This is a genomic window from Pseudomonas sp. NPDC089743, assembly GCF_044748785.1.
GTDB lineage: Bacteria > Pseudomonadota > Gammaproteobacteria > Pseudomonadales > Pseudomonadaceae > Aquipseudomonas > Aquipseudomonas putida_X.
On record NZ_JBIVGS010000010.1, the window covers coordinates 58,262 to 72,527 of the forward strand.

A 14,266-nucleotide genomic window follows, 5' to 3' on the forward strand; every position below is an offset into this window, starting at 1 on the left:
TTCTCCTAGGGTCGGATCAAATGACCACTGGCCGGCAGTGGCTGGCCATCCAGTAATGCACCCTGTTCGCCCAGGCGCAAGCGCCCCTCGGCAAACCAGTGCACTGCCAGCGGGTAGATCTGGTGTTCCTGTTGGTGTACTCGCTGGGCCAGGCTCTCAGCGCTATCGCCTGACGCGACCGGCACCACAGCCTGTACGACCAGAGGGCCGCCATCGAGTTCCTCGGTGACGAAGTGTACGCTGCAGCCGTGCTCGGCGTCGCCTGCCTCCAAGGCCCGTCGGTGAGTATGCAGGCCCTTGTATTTGGGCAGCAGTGACGGATGGATGTTGAGCAGGCGGCCCTGATAGTGGCGAACGAAGCCGCCACTGAGGATACGCATGAAGCCGGCCAGCACCACCAGGTCGGGCGCGAAGCCGTCGATGCGCGCCATCAGCGCTGCATCGAAGGCTTCACGGCCGTCGAAGCCGGTGTGGTCCAGTACGGCGGTGGCGATACCCGCCGCCGCCGCGCGTTGCAGCCCGTAGGCGTCGGCGCGGTTGGAAATCACCGCAGCGATGCGTACCGGGCTGTTTTCACCATGGCTGCTATCGATCAAGGCTTGCAGGTTGCTGCCCGAACCCGACAGCAGTACCACTACATTGCAGGGCTCGCTCGGCATCAGTGTGCCTTGAGGTTCTGCAGCTCGACCTGGGCAGCGCCTTCAGCGGCTTGTTCGATGCGACCGATGACCCAAGGCTGCTCGCCTTCTGCACGCAGTACATTCAGTGCTGCCTCGACCTGGTCCTGGGCCACGCAGATGACCATGCCCACGCCGCAGTTCAGTACACGGTGCATCTCATGCTCGTCGACGTTGCCTTTCTCTTGCAGGAAGTCGAATACCGCAGGGCGCTGCCAGCTGGCCACGTCAACCACGGCCTGGGCGTTTTTCGGCAGAACGCGCGGGATGTTGTCCAGCAGGCCGCCACCGGTGATGTGGGCCATGGCCTTGACGGCGCCCGTCTGCTTGATCAGTTGCAGCAGTGGCTTGACGTAGATGCGGGTCGGCGCCATCAGCAGGTCGGTCAGCGGCTTGCCGTCGAGCTGCGTGTTCTCGATGTCGGTCGCCGACACCTCGAGGATCTTGCGGATCAGCGAGTAACCGTTGGAGTGCGGGCCGGAAGACGGCAGGGCGATCAGCGCGTCGCCGGTAGCGACCTTGGAGCCGTCGATGATCTCGGCCTTTTCCACCACGCCGACGCAGAAACCGGCCAGGTCGTAATCTTCGCCTTCGTACATGCCCGGCATTTCTGCGGTTTCGCCGCCAACCAGGGAGCAGCCGGCCAGCTCACAGCCGGCGCCGATGCCGGTGACCACGGTCGCGGCGACGTCGACGTTGAGCTTGCCGGTGGCGTAGTAGTCGAGGAAGAACAGCGGCTCGGCGCCGCAGACCACCAGGTCATTGACGCACATGGCGACCAGGTCCTGGCCGATGCTGTCGTGCTTGTTCAGGTTCAGCGCCAGGCGCAGCTTGGTGCCGACGCCGTCGGTGCCAGAGACCAGCACCGGCTGCTTGTAGCCGGCCGGGATCTCGCAGAGGGCGCCGAAGCCACCCAGGCCACCCATGACTTCAGGGCGTGCGGTGCGTTTTGCCACGCCCTTGATGCGTTCGACCAGTGCTTCGCCGGCGTCGATGTCTACACCGGCGTCCTTGTAGCTCAGGGAGGGTTGCTTGCTCATTGATCCAGGCCTTTAAGAGGGAGGGATTCGTAAAAACGACCGTGACGGCCAAGGCCGGCTGGGAGCGGCGGCTGCCTGAAACGTCAGAGGTCTGTGAAGGCGCGCGATTTTATCAGGGTTGCGGTGCAGCGGCCATCCTCAGGCCGACGGGCAGGGCAGTAAATTACTGAAAAAGCCTCGCGGGTGGTTGATGCAGCCCCTTCTGTATAAGCTGCAATCAGCGAGCCCCAGTCGCGAGTCAAAGCGCTGGGGTTCTGACTGCTTTTTCTTACAGCTTGAAGCTTGCAGCTTGAAGCTCGACTGGACAGGAATCCTCAATGCGTCTTCTCAATTATCTGTCAGCCGGCTGCCTTGCCTTGGTCAGTATCGCCGCCCAGGCCGAAAGCGTTTCCGGGCTCTATCAGGTGCGCGAACCGCTCGAAGGGCAGGGCGCTGAAGCCCGTACTGCAGCCACCACCAAGGCGCTCGATACGTTGGTGCTGCGCCTGACCGGCGACCCCAAGGCCCCGCAAAACCCGGCGCTGGCCGAGCTGCGCAAAGACCCGCAACAGATCATCAACCAGGTCGGTACCGAGGCCGGCCCGCCTGAGTCGGTGATGGTCGAGTTCGACCCCGGTAGCACCGAGCGGGCCTTGCGCAAGGCCGGGCTGGCGCTGTGGGGCAGCAATCGGCCGTCGATTCTCGGCTGGTGGCTCAATGACAGTGTCGAGGGCAGCAGCCTGGTTGGCGATGGCCAGACCAGCGCCCAGGCGCTGCGCCGTGCCGCCCAGCACCGCGGCCTGCCACTGCGCCTGCCGCTGGCCGACCTGCAGGAGCAACTGGTGGCCAACGCCAAACAGCTCGAAGGCAACGACCCGGCGCCACTGCGCGAAGCTTCCGAGCGTTATGGCGCCGATGCGCTGTTGGCCGTGCACGCCCTGGAGGCTGACGGCAAGTGGCAAGGCAAATGGCAGCTGTGGCTGGGCGACAAGCGCGAGCAAGGCAGCGCCGAAGGTGCAGACCAGGCCGCATTGGCCGATGCCGTGATGCTGGCTGTCAGCAACCGCCTGGCCCCTCGTTACGTGACCCGGCCCGGCGCCAGCAGCCAGTTGCAGGTGCAGGTGCAAGGCGTGAACCTGCAGCGTTACGCTGAGCTCAACCGCGTGCTCGAACCTTACGGCCCGCGCCTGCAACTGGCCGACGGCAAGACCTTGACCTATGGCGTCACTGCCAACCCTGAGCAGTTGCGTGCACAGCTTGGCTTGGCCAAGTTGCAGGAGGTCCCCGCTGAGCAGGCGCCTGCCGCCCCGGCTACGCCTGCGCCTGGAGCCGAAGCTACGCCAGGGCAACCGGCAACGGCTGCTGTAGCCCCCAAGCCGTTCGACGGCCTGCGTTTTCGCTGGTAAGGATAAGCGACCATGACTGATATGCGCCGTTGGATCTGGGTGGGTGTCGCCCTGCTGATCGCCCTGCTTCTTTATGGCCTGCACAACATCCTCTCACCCTTTTTGGTGGGTATCCTGCTGGCTTATCTGGCCGATCCGCTGGTCGATCGCCTGGAGCGCATGGGGTTGTCGCGGACCTGGGGAGTGGTGGTGGTCTTCACCCTGTTCACCTTGATCCTGCTGGCGCTGCTGCTCATCCTGATCCCGATGCTGGCCAAACAGCTGGTGCGGCTGTATGAACTGACGCCGCAGATGCTCGACTGGTTGCAACATGTGGCGCTGCCCTGGGTGCAGAGCCGCCTGGGCCTGGCCGACGGGTTCTGGAAGTTCGACAAGATCAAGGCCGCGGTCAGTGAACACATGGGTCAGACCACGGACATCGTTGGCATGCTGCTGTCCCAAGCCACTGCCTCGAGTCTGGCGCTGCTGGCCTGGCTGGCCAACTTCGTGCTGATCCCGGTGGTGGGCTTCTATCTGTTGCGCGACTGGGACCTGATGATGGCCAAACTGCGCAGCCTGCTGCCGCGCCAGCGCGAGTCGCAGGTGGTGGGGCTGGCTGCAGAGTGCCATGAGGTGTTGGGGGCCTTCGTGCGGGGCCAGTTGATGGTCATGCTGGCGCTCGGGGTGATCTATTCCGCCGGGCTGATGCTGGTGGGGCTGGAGCTGGGGCTGCTGATCGGCATGCTGGCCGGCCTGGCGGCCATCGTGCCCTACATGGGCTTCATCATTGGCATCGGTGCGGCGCTGGTGGCCGGGTTGTTCCAGTTTGGCGGCGACCTGTACCCGATGCTGGGCATCGTCGCAGTGTTCATGGTCGGCCAGGCGCTGGAAGGCATGGTGCTGACACCGTTGCTGGTAGGGGACCGTATCGGCCTGCATCCGGTGGCGGTGATCTTCGCCATCCTTGCCGGGGGCGAACTGTTCGGCTTTACCGGCGTGCTGCTGGCCTTGCCAGTGGCTGCAGTGATCATGGTGTTGCTGCGCCATGTGCATGACCTGTACAAGGAATCGGACATGTACGCGGGGGAGGTCGACCCTGATCTGTAAGCTGCTGTCTTGCTCTACTTCTAAAACCCGGCGCAGTCCATGTGGGCGCCAAACTGTCTTGCAACTCGTTGATTTTGCTTGTGCTACGTGCCTTCGCGATTGTGCCACCCGCGTTGCGGGTATAGACTTTGCACACCGATCACCCTAGGCCCCCTGTGGTCTCCCGACCGCCCGCGAGCATGAAACCACCGATCCAGTTGCCCCTGGGTGTGCGCCTGCGCGATGACGCCACCTTCATCAACTACTATCCGGGCGCCAATGCAGCGGCGTTGGGCTACGTAGAGCGGCTGTGCGAAGCCGACGCCGGCTGGACCGAGAGCCTCATCTACCTGTGGGGCAAGCAGGGTGTCGGCCGTAGCCACCTGTTGCAAGCCGCCACTCACCGCTTCCAGCAGCGGGGCGAAGCCGCTGTGTACCTGCCGCTGGCGCAGTTGCTCGATCGTGGTATCGGGTTGCTCGATTACCTGGCGCAGTACGAACTGGTGTGCATCGACGACTTGCACGTGATTGCCGGCAAGGCAGAGTGGGAAGAGGCGATGTTCCATCTGTTCAACCGCCTGCGCGACAGTGGTCGGCGCCTGCTGCTGGCCGCCTCGGCCTCGCCGCGCGAACTGCCGATCAAGCTGCCCGACCTCAAGTCCCGCCTGACCCTGGCGCTGGTATTCCAGATGCGCGGGCTGTCTGATGAAGACAAGCTGCGCGCCCTGCAATTGCGCGCTTCGCGCCGTGGCCTGCACCTGACCGATGAAGTCGGCCACTTCATCCTGACCCGTGGTACGCGCAGCATGAGTGCCCTGTTCGACCTGCTCGAGCGGCTCGATCAGGCTTCTTTGCAGGCACAGCGCAAGCTGACCATCCCGTTCCTGAAAGAAACCCTTGGCTGGTAAGCCCTTGAATACGGGGCTTTGAGCGGCAAAACGAAAAAGTCACATCTTTTTCGATAAAATTTGCAAATGGGCCTGATAGAAGGCATAGTTTCCCCCTTCTAAAGGACTACAGACACGGTCGTGCCCATGCTCAAGCGCTTCGCACCCCTCGTGCCCCTCGCACTTGTGACCCTGCTGATTGGCTGCGCGGCCCAAGGCCCTGTTTCCCAGCCCCAGGATCACACCCCGGTCGCCGCTCAGTCGGCGCCCAAGGCCAAAGCTTCGGTATCGTCCGTGTTCGGCGAGCAACCCGAAGTGGCCACTGAAGATGACCTTCAGGCGTTCTCCAGCACCAGCAAGCCTTATCAGTTGCCAGCCTTGGCCGACAGCATCCTCGAACGTGGCATGTCGCTGATCGGTACCCGTTACCGCTACGGTGGTACCTCGCAGGCGTCCGGTTTCGATTGCAGCGGTTTCATCGGCTACCTGTTTCGCGAAGAGGCCGGCATGACCCTGCCGCGCTCGACCCGCGAAATGATCAACGTCGATGCGCCCAAGGTGGCCCGCAACAAGCTCAAGCCGGGTGACTTGCTGTTCTTCAGCACCAATGGCCGTGGCCGTGTCAGCCATGCCGGCATCTATCTGGGTGACAACCAGTTCATCCACTCCAGCAGCCGCCGCAGCGGTGGTGTGCGCATCGACAACCTCGGTGATCGCTACTGGAGCAAGACCTTCCTCGAGGCCAAGCGCGCCCTGGCCATGGCGCCGGCGAGCAATCTCGCACGCAACTGATATCAAAATGATGTACTCTGCCACGGCGACGATGCTTGAAAAGCTAGTCGCCGTGCGTATTTACAGAATGCGTCTAATCTAAATTCTCAACACTTTTCGGTTGCAGCCCAGCGATCTCAGACAGGATGTTCTGCCATGGTGATGATGGCGCGCTTCGCACTCCTTTCCCTGGTGGCATTGCTTGCCGCCTGTTCCAGCCGTGCCCCGGCACCGGCGCCTGTGGTACAGCCTCAGGTCTCGTACAGCCAACCCCCTGCTTCGCCGATTGCCAACGACGTGCTGATGCGCGCGATCGGTCTGGTGGGTACGCCGTATCGCTGGGGCGGTAACACTCCCGATTCCGGTTTCGATTGCAGTGGCTTGATCAACTACGTCTACCGGGATGCGGCGGGTATCAGCCTGCCTCGTTCCACCCGAGAAATGATCGTCATGCGTGCTCCGACCGTGGATGTCCACTCCCTGCAATCGGGCGACCTGGTGTTCTTCGCCACCAGCGGTGGCTCGCAGGTCAGTCACGCCGGTATCTACGTGGGCGAAGGGCGTTTCGTGCATGCGCCGTCCACCGGTGGCACTGTGCGCCTGGATTACCTGTCCAACAGTTACTGGTCCAAAGCCTACCTGCAGGCAAAACGGGTGATCACTCAAGGGCATCTGGCGCATAACCCTTGATCGCGCAAGGCGCTACGGCGCCTTGCTTACCCGCCACACCACGTTGCCCACATCGTCTGCCACCAGCACGCCGCTGCGATGGTCGTTGACCACGCCTACCGGTCGCCCCATGGCGTTGCCATCGCCATCCAGAAAGCCGCTGAGCAGGTCGATCGGTTTGCCGACAGGTTTGCCAGCCGTGTCGAATGGCACGAAGATCACTTTGTAGCCACTGTGCGGTTGGCGATTCCAGGAACCATGCTGGCCCACGAAAGCACCGTGGTCGAACGGTGCAGGCAGCGCTCCGGGCTCTGCAAACGCCAACCCCAGTGATGCGGTATGGGGCCCCACGGCATAGTCCGGCACAAGCGCCTGCGCGACTTTTTGCGGGTTCGGCGGCACGACCCGCTCATCGACGTGCTGCCCGTAATAGCTGTAGGGCCAACCATAAAAGCCGCCATCTTTCACCGATGTGATGTAGTCGGGCACCAGGTCACTGCCGATCTCGTCACGCTCGTTGACGGCTGTCCACAAGGCACCAGTACGCGGCTCCCAGGCCAGGCCGTTGGGGTTGCGCAGCCCAGAGGCAAAGATCCGGTGCGCGCCGCTGGCCGCATCGACCTCCCAGATCGCAGCGCGTCCCTGTTCCTGTTCCATGCCGTTCTCACCGACATTGCTGTTGGAGCCGACTGTCACATACAGCTTCTTGCCATCGGCACTGGCAATGACGTTCTTGGTCCAGTGATGGTTCAGAGGCCCCGCCGGCAACTCGATGACCTGCGCCGGCGGTTCGCGAAGCTGCAGAGCCCCCGAGGTGTAGCGAAAGCGCAGCAGCCTGTCGGTGTCGGCGACATAGAAATCCTGGCCGATCAGCGCCATGCCAAACGGCGAATTGAGCCCGTCGATGAAGGTCGTGCGGGTGTCGGCAACGCCGTCATGGTCGGCATCGCGCAGCAAGGTGATGCGGTTGGCGCTGGGCACCGCGGCACCGGCGCGCGTCATCGCCCTGTCCATGGCCCAGCCACGCAGGCCCTTGCCATCATCAGGCCTGGGCGGGGCATTGGTCTCTGCCACAAGCACATCACCGTTGGGCAGTACATGAAGCCAACGCGGGTGGTCGAGGTTGTCGGCGAAGGCGTTCACCTGTGTGCCTGCTGCCGCCTTGGGTTTACCACCCGTTGGCCAACCGATGGCGGGCGCGATATTGACGGTGGGTATCAACGTCTTTTTCGGTGGGGGCAGCTGTACAGACGGGCCGCTGCCCTCACTGACCTCCAGCATGGCCCTTTCGGTGCAGCCCGCCAGGCAAGCGCCCAGTACCCAAGGAAAGACAACACGCATGTGTTTCATGTCTGCACCCCTGTGACGATGCTCTTGAAGATTCAGAGCCGGGAGAACGGCCAGTGGTTCAGCTGAGCACTTCCCGGTCGTAGCGGCCGATCCGCTCGCAGCGATCCATGAGCAATCGATCATGCGCCTTTATCGGCATCAGATCGCTGCCAAATCACCCCCTTCGATTGACGCTCCCGGTGCAACACTCTAACCTTCGCGCGTGTTTCAGGTGCCCTGCAAGCCCGTCTGGGCAGGGTGAAACTGGGAAGCCGGTGTGCGCCTATAAGGTGCGAGTCCGGCGCTGCCCCCGCAACGGTAGGTGAGTCAAAAACCGCGCACGGCCACTGGATGCCAGTATCCGGGAAGGCGCGCGGGCCCGGGCCAACGCCCGCTCACGAGCCCGGAGACCGGCCTGTCACTGCCAACGGCATCACGGAGGGTGATGCGCGGTGCACCGTGGCGTCTGGCCACGGCCCTGCGCGCTCTCCGTCTGCCCGCCTATCGACCTGTCGCCGTGTCTTACGCGGCGACAGCCTGCGGAGACCCCCATGAGCGAAACCACCGAACGCGACGAACGTCACCTGGCGCGCATGCAGCGCAAGAAGGCGATCATCGACGAGCGCATCGCCAATTCCCCTAATGAGTGCGGCCTGCTGCTGGTGCTGACCGGCAATGGCAAGGGCAAGAGCAGTTCCGCGTTCGGCATGCTCGCACGCGCCTTGGGCCACGGCATGCAGTGCGGCGTGGTGCAGTTCATCAAGGGCCGCAACAGTACCGGCGAGGAGCTGTTCTTCCGGCGCTTCCCCGAGCAGGTGCGTTACCACGTGATGGGCGAAGGCTTCACCTGGGAAACCCAGGACCGCCAGCGCGACATTGCCGCCGCTGAGGCAGCCTGGGCGGTATCACGCCAGCTGCTGCAGGACCCGAGCGTCCAGTTCGTGGTGCTCGACGAGCTGAACATCGCCCTCAAGCACGGCTACCTCGACCTCGATCAGGTGCTTGGCGACATCCAGGCGCGCCCCCCCATGCAGCATGTGATCGTCACTGGCCGCGCGGCCAAAGCCGAAATGATCGAACTGGCCGACACCGTTACCGAGATGGGCATGCTCAAGCATGCCTTCCAGGCGGGTATCCGTGCCCAGAAGGGCGTCGAACTGTGAGTCAGACGCGCCACTGCCCAGCCGTCCTGATCGCAGCACCGGCATCTGGCCAGGGCAAGACCACCGTGACCGCAGCCCTGGCCCGCCTGCACCGCAACCTTGGGCGCAAGGTCCGTGTGTTCAAATGCGGGCCTGATTTTCTCGACCCGATGATCCTCGAGCGTGCCAGCGGGGCGCCGGTGTACCAGCTCGACCTGTGGATGATCGGTGCGCAGGAAAGCCGCCGCCTGCTGTGGGACGCGGCGGGTGAGGCCGACCTTATCCTGATAGAGGGCGTGATGGGGCTGTTCGACGGCACCCCGTCCAGTGCCGACCTGGCGCGCCACTTCGGCGTGCCGGTGTTGGCTGTTATCGATGGTACGGCCATGGCCCAGACCTTTGGTGCACTGGCCCTGGGGTTGGCGCGCTACCAGCCCGACCTGCCGTTCGCTGGGGTGCTCGCCAACCGTGTCGGCAGCCTGCGCCACGCGCAGTTGCTCGAAGGCAGCCTGACCGAAGGCCTGCGCTGGTACGGCGGGCTGTCGCGCGAGCGCGGGATCGAGCTGCCCAGCCGCCACCTGGGGTTGGTGCAGGCCAGCGAGCTGAATGACCTGGATGCGCGTCTGGACGCTGCCGCCCAGGCACTGGGCAGCAGCTGCGATGCCGCATTGCCGCCGCCGGTGGCATTCGCCGCGCCGCAGGAAGTGCCCTGCACCGCCTCGCTGGCGGGTGTGCGCATTGGCGTCGCCCGGGACGCAGCGTTCGCCTTCACCTACGGCGCCAACCTCGACCTGCTGCGCAACCTGGGCGCACAGCTGGCGTTCTTCTCACCGCTGCACGACCGCGCGTTGCCCGATGTAGACAGCCTGTACCTGCCGGGCGGCTACCCGGAGCTGTACCACCATGCGCTGGCCGCCAACGCCCCGATGTGCGCCGCGATCCGTGCGCACCACGGCGCCGGCAAGCCGTTGCTGGCCGAGTGCGGTGGCATGCTCTACCTGCTCGATGCCCTGACCGACGTAGCCGGTGAGCGTGCAGCGCTGCTCGGCCTGCTGCCCGGCGAGGCGACCATGCAAAAACGCTTGGCGGCGCTGGCCCTGCAAGCTGTGGAGCTGCCCGAAGGCACTCTGCGCGGGCACACCTACCACCATTCCCTGACCAGCACCGAGCTGCAGCCCATCGCGCGCGGCCTGAGCCCCAACGGCGGGCGCGGCAACGAGGCGGTCTACCGCCTGGGGCGGCTCACTGCATCCTATGTGCACTTCTATTTCCCCTCCAACCCAGAGGCGGCGGCGGCGCTGTTACGGCCATGAGCGAGCACGCCTTCAGTGATGCCGAGCGCGCGGCCGTCTACCGGGCAATCGGCGAGCGCCGCGACATGCGCCACTTCGCCGGCGGCAGCGTTGCGCCTGACGTGCTCGGCCGCCTGCTCGGCGCGGCGCACCAGGCCCCCAGCGTTGGCCTGATGCAGCCTTGGCGTTTCATCCGCATCAGCCAGGGGGATCTGCGCGGGCGGATCCAGGCGCTGGTCGAGGAGGAGCGGGTGCGCACGGCCCAGGCTTTGGGCGAGCGCAGCGACGCCTTCATGAAGCTCAAGGTAGAAGGCATCAACGACTGCGCCGAAGTCTTGGTGGCGGCATTGATGGACAACCGCGAGCCACATATTTTCGGCCGGCGGACCTTGCCGGAAATGGACCTCGCCTCGCTCGCCTGCGCCATTCAGAACCTGTGGCTGGCGGCCCGTGCCGAAGGGCTGGGGCTGGGCTGGGTCTCGTTGTTCGACCCGCAGGCACTGGCTGCGCTGCTGGGCATGCCTGCCGGCGCCAAACCGGTGGCGGTGCTGTGCCTGGGGCCTGTCACCGAGTTCTATCCGGCGCCCATGCTGGTGATGGAAAACTGGGCCCAGGAACGGCCTTTGAGCGACATGCTGTATGAGAACCACTGGGGAGAGCGCCCATGAGTGTCGCCTTGCTGACCGTGGCCGGTGTGGCCCTGGATGCATTGTTCGGCGAGCCGCAGCGGCGCCATCCGCTGGTGGCCTTCGGTAACCTGGCGTCGAGCCTGGAGCAGCGCCTGAATGCCGGTGGGCGTGGTTGGCGCAGCCACGGCGTGAGTGCCTGGTTCCTGGCCGTGGTGCCCTTGACCCTGGTGGCGCTGATCCTCTCCTGGCTGCCCTACATTGGCTGGCTGGTGGATGTGCTGGCGCTGTACTGCGCCCTGGGCCTGCGCAGCCTGGGCGAGCATGTGCTGCCGGTCGCCAGCGCCTTGCGCCAGGGTGATCTGGAGGCGGCGAGGCGCCGCGTCGGTTACCTGGTCAGCCGCGAGACCCGCGAGCTCGACGAGCCGGCCGTGGCCAGGGCCGCAACCGAATCGGTGCTGGAGAACGGCAGCGATGCCGTGTTCGCCGCGCTGTTCTGGTTCATCGTGGCCGGAGCGCCGGGCGTGGTCCTGTACCGCCTGAGCAATACGCTGGATGCCATGTGGGGCTACCGCAATGAACGCTTTGAACGCTTCGGGTGGTGTGCGGCGCGCATCGACGATGTACTCAACTATATTCCCGCAAGGCTGGTGGCACTGACCTACGCCTTGCTCGGCAAAACCCGCCTGGCGCTGGCCTGTTGGCGCAACCAAGGCCCGTTGTGGGACAGCCCCAACGCCGGGCCGGTGATGGCGGCGGGGGCCGGTGCGCTGGGTGTCGAACTCGGTGGCCCGGCGGTGTATCACGGTGAGCGCCACGAGCGCCCGCGCCTGGGCGAAGGCCCGGTGGCCGATGCCGGTGCCATCGAGCGCGGCTGGGCCCTGGTGCAGCGTGGCGTGTGGTTGTGGTTGCTGGTGATCTGCGTGGGAGCCTACTGCAATGCTTGAACATGGCGGCCGACTGCTCAGGGCAGTGCGGCAATACGGGATTGCCCGGGAGGCCTGGCTCGATCTGTCCAGCGGTATTGCGCCGTGGGCCTACCCGGTGCCGCCGATCCCGGCGCACGCCTGGGCGCGGCTACCCGAGACCGAGGACGGCCTCGAAGAGGCGGCCCGCCAGTACTACGGTGTTGGCCAGTTGTTGCCGGTAGCGGGCTCGCAAGCGGCGATCCAGGCCCTTCCGCATCTGCGCCCGAGCGGTCGTGTCGGAGTGCTGTCGCCGTGCTATGCCGAGCATCCACAGGCCTGGCGACGCGCCGGGCATCACGTGATCGAACTGGATGAAAGCAAGGCCCAGGCGTGCCTGGACAGCCTTGATGTGCTGGTGCTGGTCAACCCGAACAACCCCACCGGCCACCGCGTGCCGCGCGATCGCCTGCTGGCATGGCATGCCCGCCTGGCCGAGCGCGGCGGCTGGTTGGTGGTGGATGAAGCCTTCATGGACAACACGCCCGAGCACAGCGTGGCCGGTTGCGCCGAACGCCCTGGGCTGATCGTGCTGCGCTCGTTCGGCAAGTTCTTCGGCCTGGCCGGTGTGCGCTTGGGCTGCGTAGCGGCCGAGCAGCCACTGTTGCGGCGCATGGCCGACCTGCTGGGCCCGTGGACCGTCAGTGGCCCGACCCGGGTGCTGGCCCAGGCGTGTTTCGCCGACCTGGCAGCGCACCGGCTGCAGATCGAGCGTTGTGCCCGTGCCAGCCAACGGCTTGCCCGGCTGCTGGAAAACACTGGCCTGGCCCCCGCAGGTGGTTGCGACCTGTTCCAGTACGTACGCTACGAGCGCGCAGCGCACCTGCATGACTTTCTGGCCCGCCGCGGCATCCTGGTGCGCCTGTTCGAACAGCCACCTGCCGTGCGCCTGGGCCTGCCCGCCTGCGCTGCTGAAGAGCAGCGGCTGGCCCAGGCCCTGGCCGATTATCAGAAGGAAATGGCATGACCACCCTCATGGTGCAAGGCACCACCTCCGACGCCGGCAAGAGCACGCTGGTGACCGCACTGTGCCGGTGGCTGCTGCGCCAGGGGGTGGCCGTGGTGCCGTTCAAGCCGCAGAACATGGCACTCAACAGTGCCGTGACTGCCGATGGTGGTGAGATCGGCCGCGCCCAGGCGGTGCAGGCCCAGGCTTGCCGCCTGGCGCCGCACACCGACATGAACCCGGTGCTGCTCAAGCCCAACAGTGACACCGGCGCCCAGGTCATCATCCATGGCCGCGCGGTCACCAGCATGAATGCGGTGGCCTATCACGACTACAAGGCCATTGCCATGCAGGCGGTACTGGCGTCCCACCAGCGCCTCAGCGGCCAGTACCCGGTGGTGATGGTCGAAGGTGCAGGTTCGCCTGCCGAGATCAACCTGCGTGCGGGTGACATCGCCAACATGGGGTTCGCCGAAGCGGTCGACTGCCCGGTGATTCTGGTTGCCGACATCAATCGCGGCGGCGTTTTCGCCCACCTGGTCGGTACCCTGGAACTGCTGTCGCCGACCGAGCAGGCCCGGGTCAAGGGCTTCGTCATCAACCGTTTCCGTGGCGACATCGCCCTGCTGCAGCCGGGCCTGGACTGGCTGGAGCAGCGCACGGGCAAGCCGGTGCTGGGTGTGCTGCCGTATGTCACCGACCTGCACCTGGAGGCCGAAGACGGCATCGATGTACGCCAGGCGGCCAAGGATGAGCGCGTGCTCAAGGTGATCGTGCCGGTGCTGCCGCGCATCAGCAACCACACCGACTTCGACCCATTGCGCCTGCATCCTCAGGTGGACCTGCAGTTCATCGGCCCTGGCCAGCCGATTCCGCCTGCCGACCTGATCATCCTGCCTGGCTCCAAAAGCGTGCGTGGCGATCTGGCGCAACTGCGCGCGCGCGGTTGGGATACCGCCATCGCCCGCCATCTGCGCTACGGCGGCAAGCTCATCGGTATCTGTGGCGGCCTGCAGATGCTGGGCCGTGAGGTGCATGATCCGCTCGGCCTCGAGGGGCCTGCCGGGTCCAGCCCGGGGCTGGGCCTGCTCGATTACGCCACGGTGCTTGAGACCGAGAAGCAGCTGCGCAACGTAGCCGGGGCCTTGCACCTCGGACAGTCGCCTGTGGCCGGTTACGAGATCCATGCCGGCGTCACCCAAGGCCCCGCGCTGGAGCGCCCCGCCGTGCAACTGGCCGATGGCCGCAGCGACGGAGCCATCAGCGCCGACGGGCAGATCCTCGCCACCTACCTGCATGGCCTGTTCGAAGGCAGCCAGTCGTGCGCAGCGCTGCTGCGTTGGGCGGGCCTGGCGGACGTGCAGCAGATCGATTACCAGGCCCTGCGCGAACGGGATATCGAACGCCTGGCCGACCTGGTGGAAAAGCACCTGGACACCGCGCAACTGCGCAAACTTTGTGGGCTCGCCTGA

At 65.2% G+C, this 14,266-nt stretch carries 14 protein-coding genes and 1 riboswitch; of the genes, 11 read left to right on the plus strand and 3 right to left on the minus strand.

Features of this window, described 5'->3' with window-relative positions; all coding sequences use genetic code 11:
• Positions 1 to 5 precede the first annotated feature (5 nt).
• Positions 6 to 659 (minus strand): phosphoribosylglycinamide formyltransferase, encoded by a 654-nt coding sequence (gene purN / locus ACIPZC_RS17900; RefSeq protein WP_349976574.1) that lies wholly within the window; start codon positions 657 to 659, stop codon positions 6 to 8.
• Positions 659 to 1,717: a phosphoribosylformylglycinamidine cyclo-ligase gene (gene purM / locus ACIPZC_RS17905; protein WP_012313138.1), complete on the minus strand. Its 1,059-nt coding sequence runs from the start codon at positions 1,715 to 1,717 to the stop codon at positions 659 to 661. Before purM ends, purN begins: the two co-directional genes overlap by 1 nt.
• Before the next feature lie 317 nt (positions 1,718 to 2,034).
• Between purM and ACIPZC_RS17910 the strand changes: the two genes are divergently transcribed.
• From ACIPZC_RS17910 to ACIPZC_RS17930, 5 genes are all read left to right on the plus strand, one after another.
• Complete coding sequence (locus ACIPZC_RS17910; protein ID WP_349976572.1) at positions 2,035 to 3,102, plus strand: DUF2066 domain-containing protein; 1,068 nt, start codon at positions 2,035 to 2,037, stop codon at positions 3,100 to 3,102.
• A gap of 12 nt (positions 3,103 to 3,114) precedes the next feature.
• Positions 3,115 to 4,188, plus strand: coding sequence for an AI-2E family transporter (locus tag ACIPZC_RS17915; protein ID WP_241802762.1), 1,074 nt, complete (start codon positions 3,115 to 3,117; stop codon positions 4,186 to 4,188).
• 179 nt (positions 4,189 to 4,367) lie between these two features.
• Positions 4,368 to 5,075 carry a DnaA regulatory inactivator Hda gene (hda, locus tag ACIPZC_RS17920; RefSeq protein WP_039601502.1) on the plus strand — a complete coding sequence of 236 codons (708 nt, stop codon included), beginning with the start codon at positions 4,368 to 4,370 and terminating at the stop codon, positions 5,073 to 5,075.
• A gap of 126 nt (positions 5,076 to 5,201) precedes the next feature.
• Complete coding sequence (locus tag ACIPZC_RS17925; RefSeq protein ID WP_400628538.1) at positions 5,202 to 5,846, plus strand: C40 family peptidase; 645 nt, start codon at positions 5,202 to 5,204, stop codon at positions 5,844 to 5,846.
• Between the two features lie 135 nt (positions 5,847 to 5,981).
• Positions 5,982 to 6,515 carry a C40 family peptidase gene (locus ACIPZC_RS17930; RefSeq protein WP_241802764.1) on the plus strand — a complete coding sequence of 178 codons (534 nt, stop codon included), beginning with the start codon at positions 5,982 to 5,984 and terminating at the stop codon, positions 6,513 to 6,515.
• Between the two features lie 12 nt (positions 6,516 to 6,527).
• Here the strand turns inward: ACIPZC_RS17930 and ACIPZC_RS17935 are convergent, their stop codons facing one another.
• Complete coding sequence (locus tag ACIPZC_RS17935; protein WP_400628540.1) at positions 6,528 to 7,844, minus strand: PQQ-dependent sugar dehydrogenase; 1,317 nt, start codon at positions 7,842 to 7,844, stop codon at positions 6,528 to 6,530.
• A gap of 192 nt (positions 7,845 to 8,036) precedes the next feature.
• Positions 8,037 to 8,257: riboswitch (cobalamin riboswitch) on the plus strand.
• Positions 8,258 to 8,374: 117 nt separating this feature from the next.
• On the opposite strand from ACIPZC_RS17935, the gene cobO reads away from it, so the two are divergent.
• The 6 genes from cobO to ACIPZC_RS17965 are packed head-to-tail and all read left to right on the plus strand — an operon-like array spanning position 8,375 to position 14,266.
• On the plus strand, positions 8,375 to 8,986 hold the full coding sequence (gene cobO, locus ACIPZC_RS17940; protein ID WP_267821733.1) for a cob(I)yrinic acid a,c-diamide adenosyltransferase: 612 nt from the start codon (positions 8,375 to 8,377) through the stop codon (positions 8,984 to 8,986).
• Complete coding sequence (locus ACIPZC_RS17945; RefSeq protein WP_349976571.1) at positions 8,983 to 10,278, plus strand: cobyrinate a,c-diamide synthase; 1,296 nt, start codon at positions 8,983 to 8,985, stop codon at positions 10,276 to 10,278. The genes cobO and ACIPZC_RS17945 overlap by 4 nt, the downstream gene beginning before the upstream one ends.
• Positions 10,275 to 10,925, plus strand: a complete 651-nt coding sequence (gene bluB / locus ACIPZC_RS17950) for a 5,6-dimethylbenzimidazole synthase (protein ID WP_241802769.1) — start codon at positions 10,275 to 10,277, stop codon at positions 10,923 to 10,925. Before ACIPZC_RS17945 ends, bluB begins: the two co-directional genes overlap by 4 nt.
• Positions 10,922 to 11,830, plus strand: a complete 909-nt coding sequence (gene cbiB, locus ACIPZC_RS17955; RefSeq protein WP_400628543.1) for an adenosylcobinamide-phosphate synthase CbiB — start codon at positions 10,922 to 10,924, stop codon at positions 11,828 to 11,830. The genes bluB and cbiB overlap by 4 nt, the downstream gene beginning before the upstream one ends.
• Positions 11,823 to 12,815, plus strand: a complete 993-nt coding sequence (gene cobD, locus ACIPZC_RS17960) for a threonine-phosphate decarboxylase CobD (protein WP_400628545.1) — start codon at positions 11,823 to 11,825, stop codon at positions 12,813 to 12,815. Before cbiB ends, cobD begins: the two co-directional genes overlap by 8 nt.
• On the plus strand, positions 12,812 to 14,266 hold the full coding sequence (locus ACIPZC_RS17965; RefSeq protein WP_400628547.1) for a cobyric acid synthase: 1,455 nt from the start codon (positions 12,812 to 12,814) through the stop codon (positions 14,264 to 14,266). The genes cobD and ACIPZC_RS17965 overlap by 4 nt, the downstream gene beginning before the upstream one ends.

Coding starts and splice junctions, on each gene's coding strand:
- ACIPZC_RS17915 (WP_241802762.1), top strand. CDS start 3,115: ATGACTGATATGCGCCGTTGGATCTGGGTGGGTGTCGCCCTGCTGATC.
- bluB (WP_241802769.1), top strand. CDS start 10,275: ATGAGCGAGCACGCCTTCAGTGATGCCGAGCGCGCGGCCGTCTACCGG.
- ACIPZC_RS17925 (WP_400628538.1), top strand. CDS start 5,202: ATGCTCAAGCGCTTCGCACCCCTCGTGCCCCTCGCACTTGTGACCCTG.
- hda (WP_039601502.1), top strand. CDS start 4,368: ATGAAACCACCGATCCAGTTGCCCCTGGGTGTGCGCCTGCGCGATGAC.
- ACIPZC_RS17965 (WP_400628547.1), top strand. CDS start 12,812: ATGACCACCCTCATGGTGCAAGGCACCACCTCCGACGCCGGCAAGAGC.
- ACIPZC_RS17910 (WP_349976572.1), top strand. CDS start 2,035: ATGCGTCTTCTCAATTATCTGTCAGCCGGCTGCCTTGCCTTGGTCAGT.
- cobD (WP_400628545.1), top strand. CDS start 11,823: ATGCTTGAACATGGCGGCCGACTGCTCAGGGCAGTGCGGCAATACGGG.
- cobO (WP_267821733.1), top strand. CDS start 8,375: ATGAGCGAAACCACCGAACGCGACGAACGTCACCTGGCGCGCATGCAG.
- ACIPZC_RS17935 (WP_400628540.1), bottom strand. CDS start 7,844: ATGAAACACATGCGTGTTGTCTTTCCTTGGGTACTGGGCGCTTGCCTG.
- ACIPZC_RS17930 (WP_241802764.1), top strand. CDS start 5,982: ATGGTGATGATGGCGCGCTTCGCACTCCTTTCCCTGGTGGCATTGCTT.
- cbiB (WP_400628543.1), top strand. CDS start 10,922: ATGAGTGTCGCCTTGCTGACCGTGGCCGGTGTGGCCCTGGATGCATTG.
- purM (WP_012313138.1), bottom strand. CDS start 1,717: ATGAGCAAGCAACCCTCCCTGAGCTACAAGGACGCCGGTGTAGACATC.
- purN (WP_349976574.1), bottom strand. CDS start 659: ATGCCGAGCGAGCCCTGCAATGTAGTGGTACTGCTGTCGGGTTCGGGC.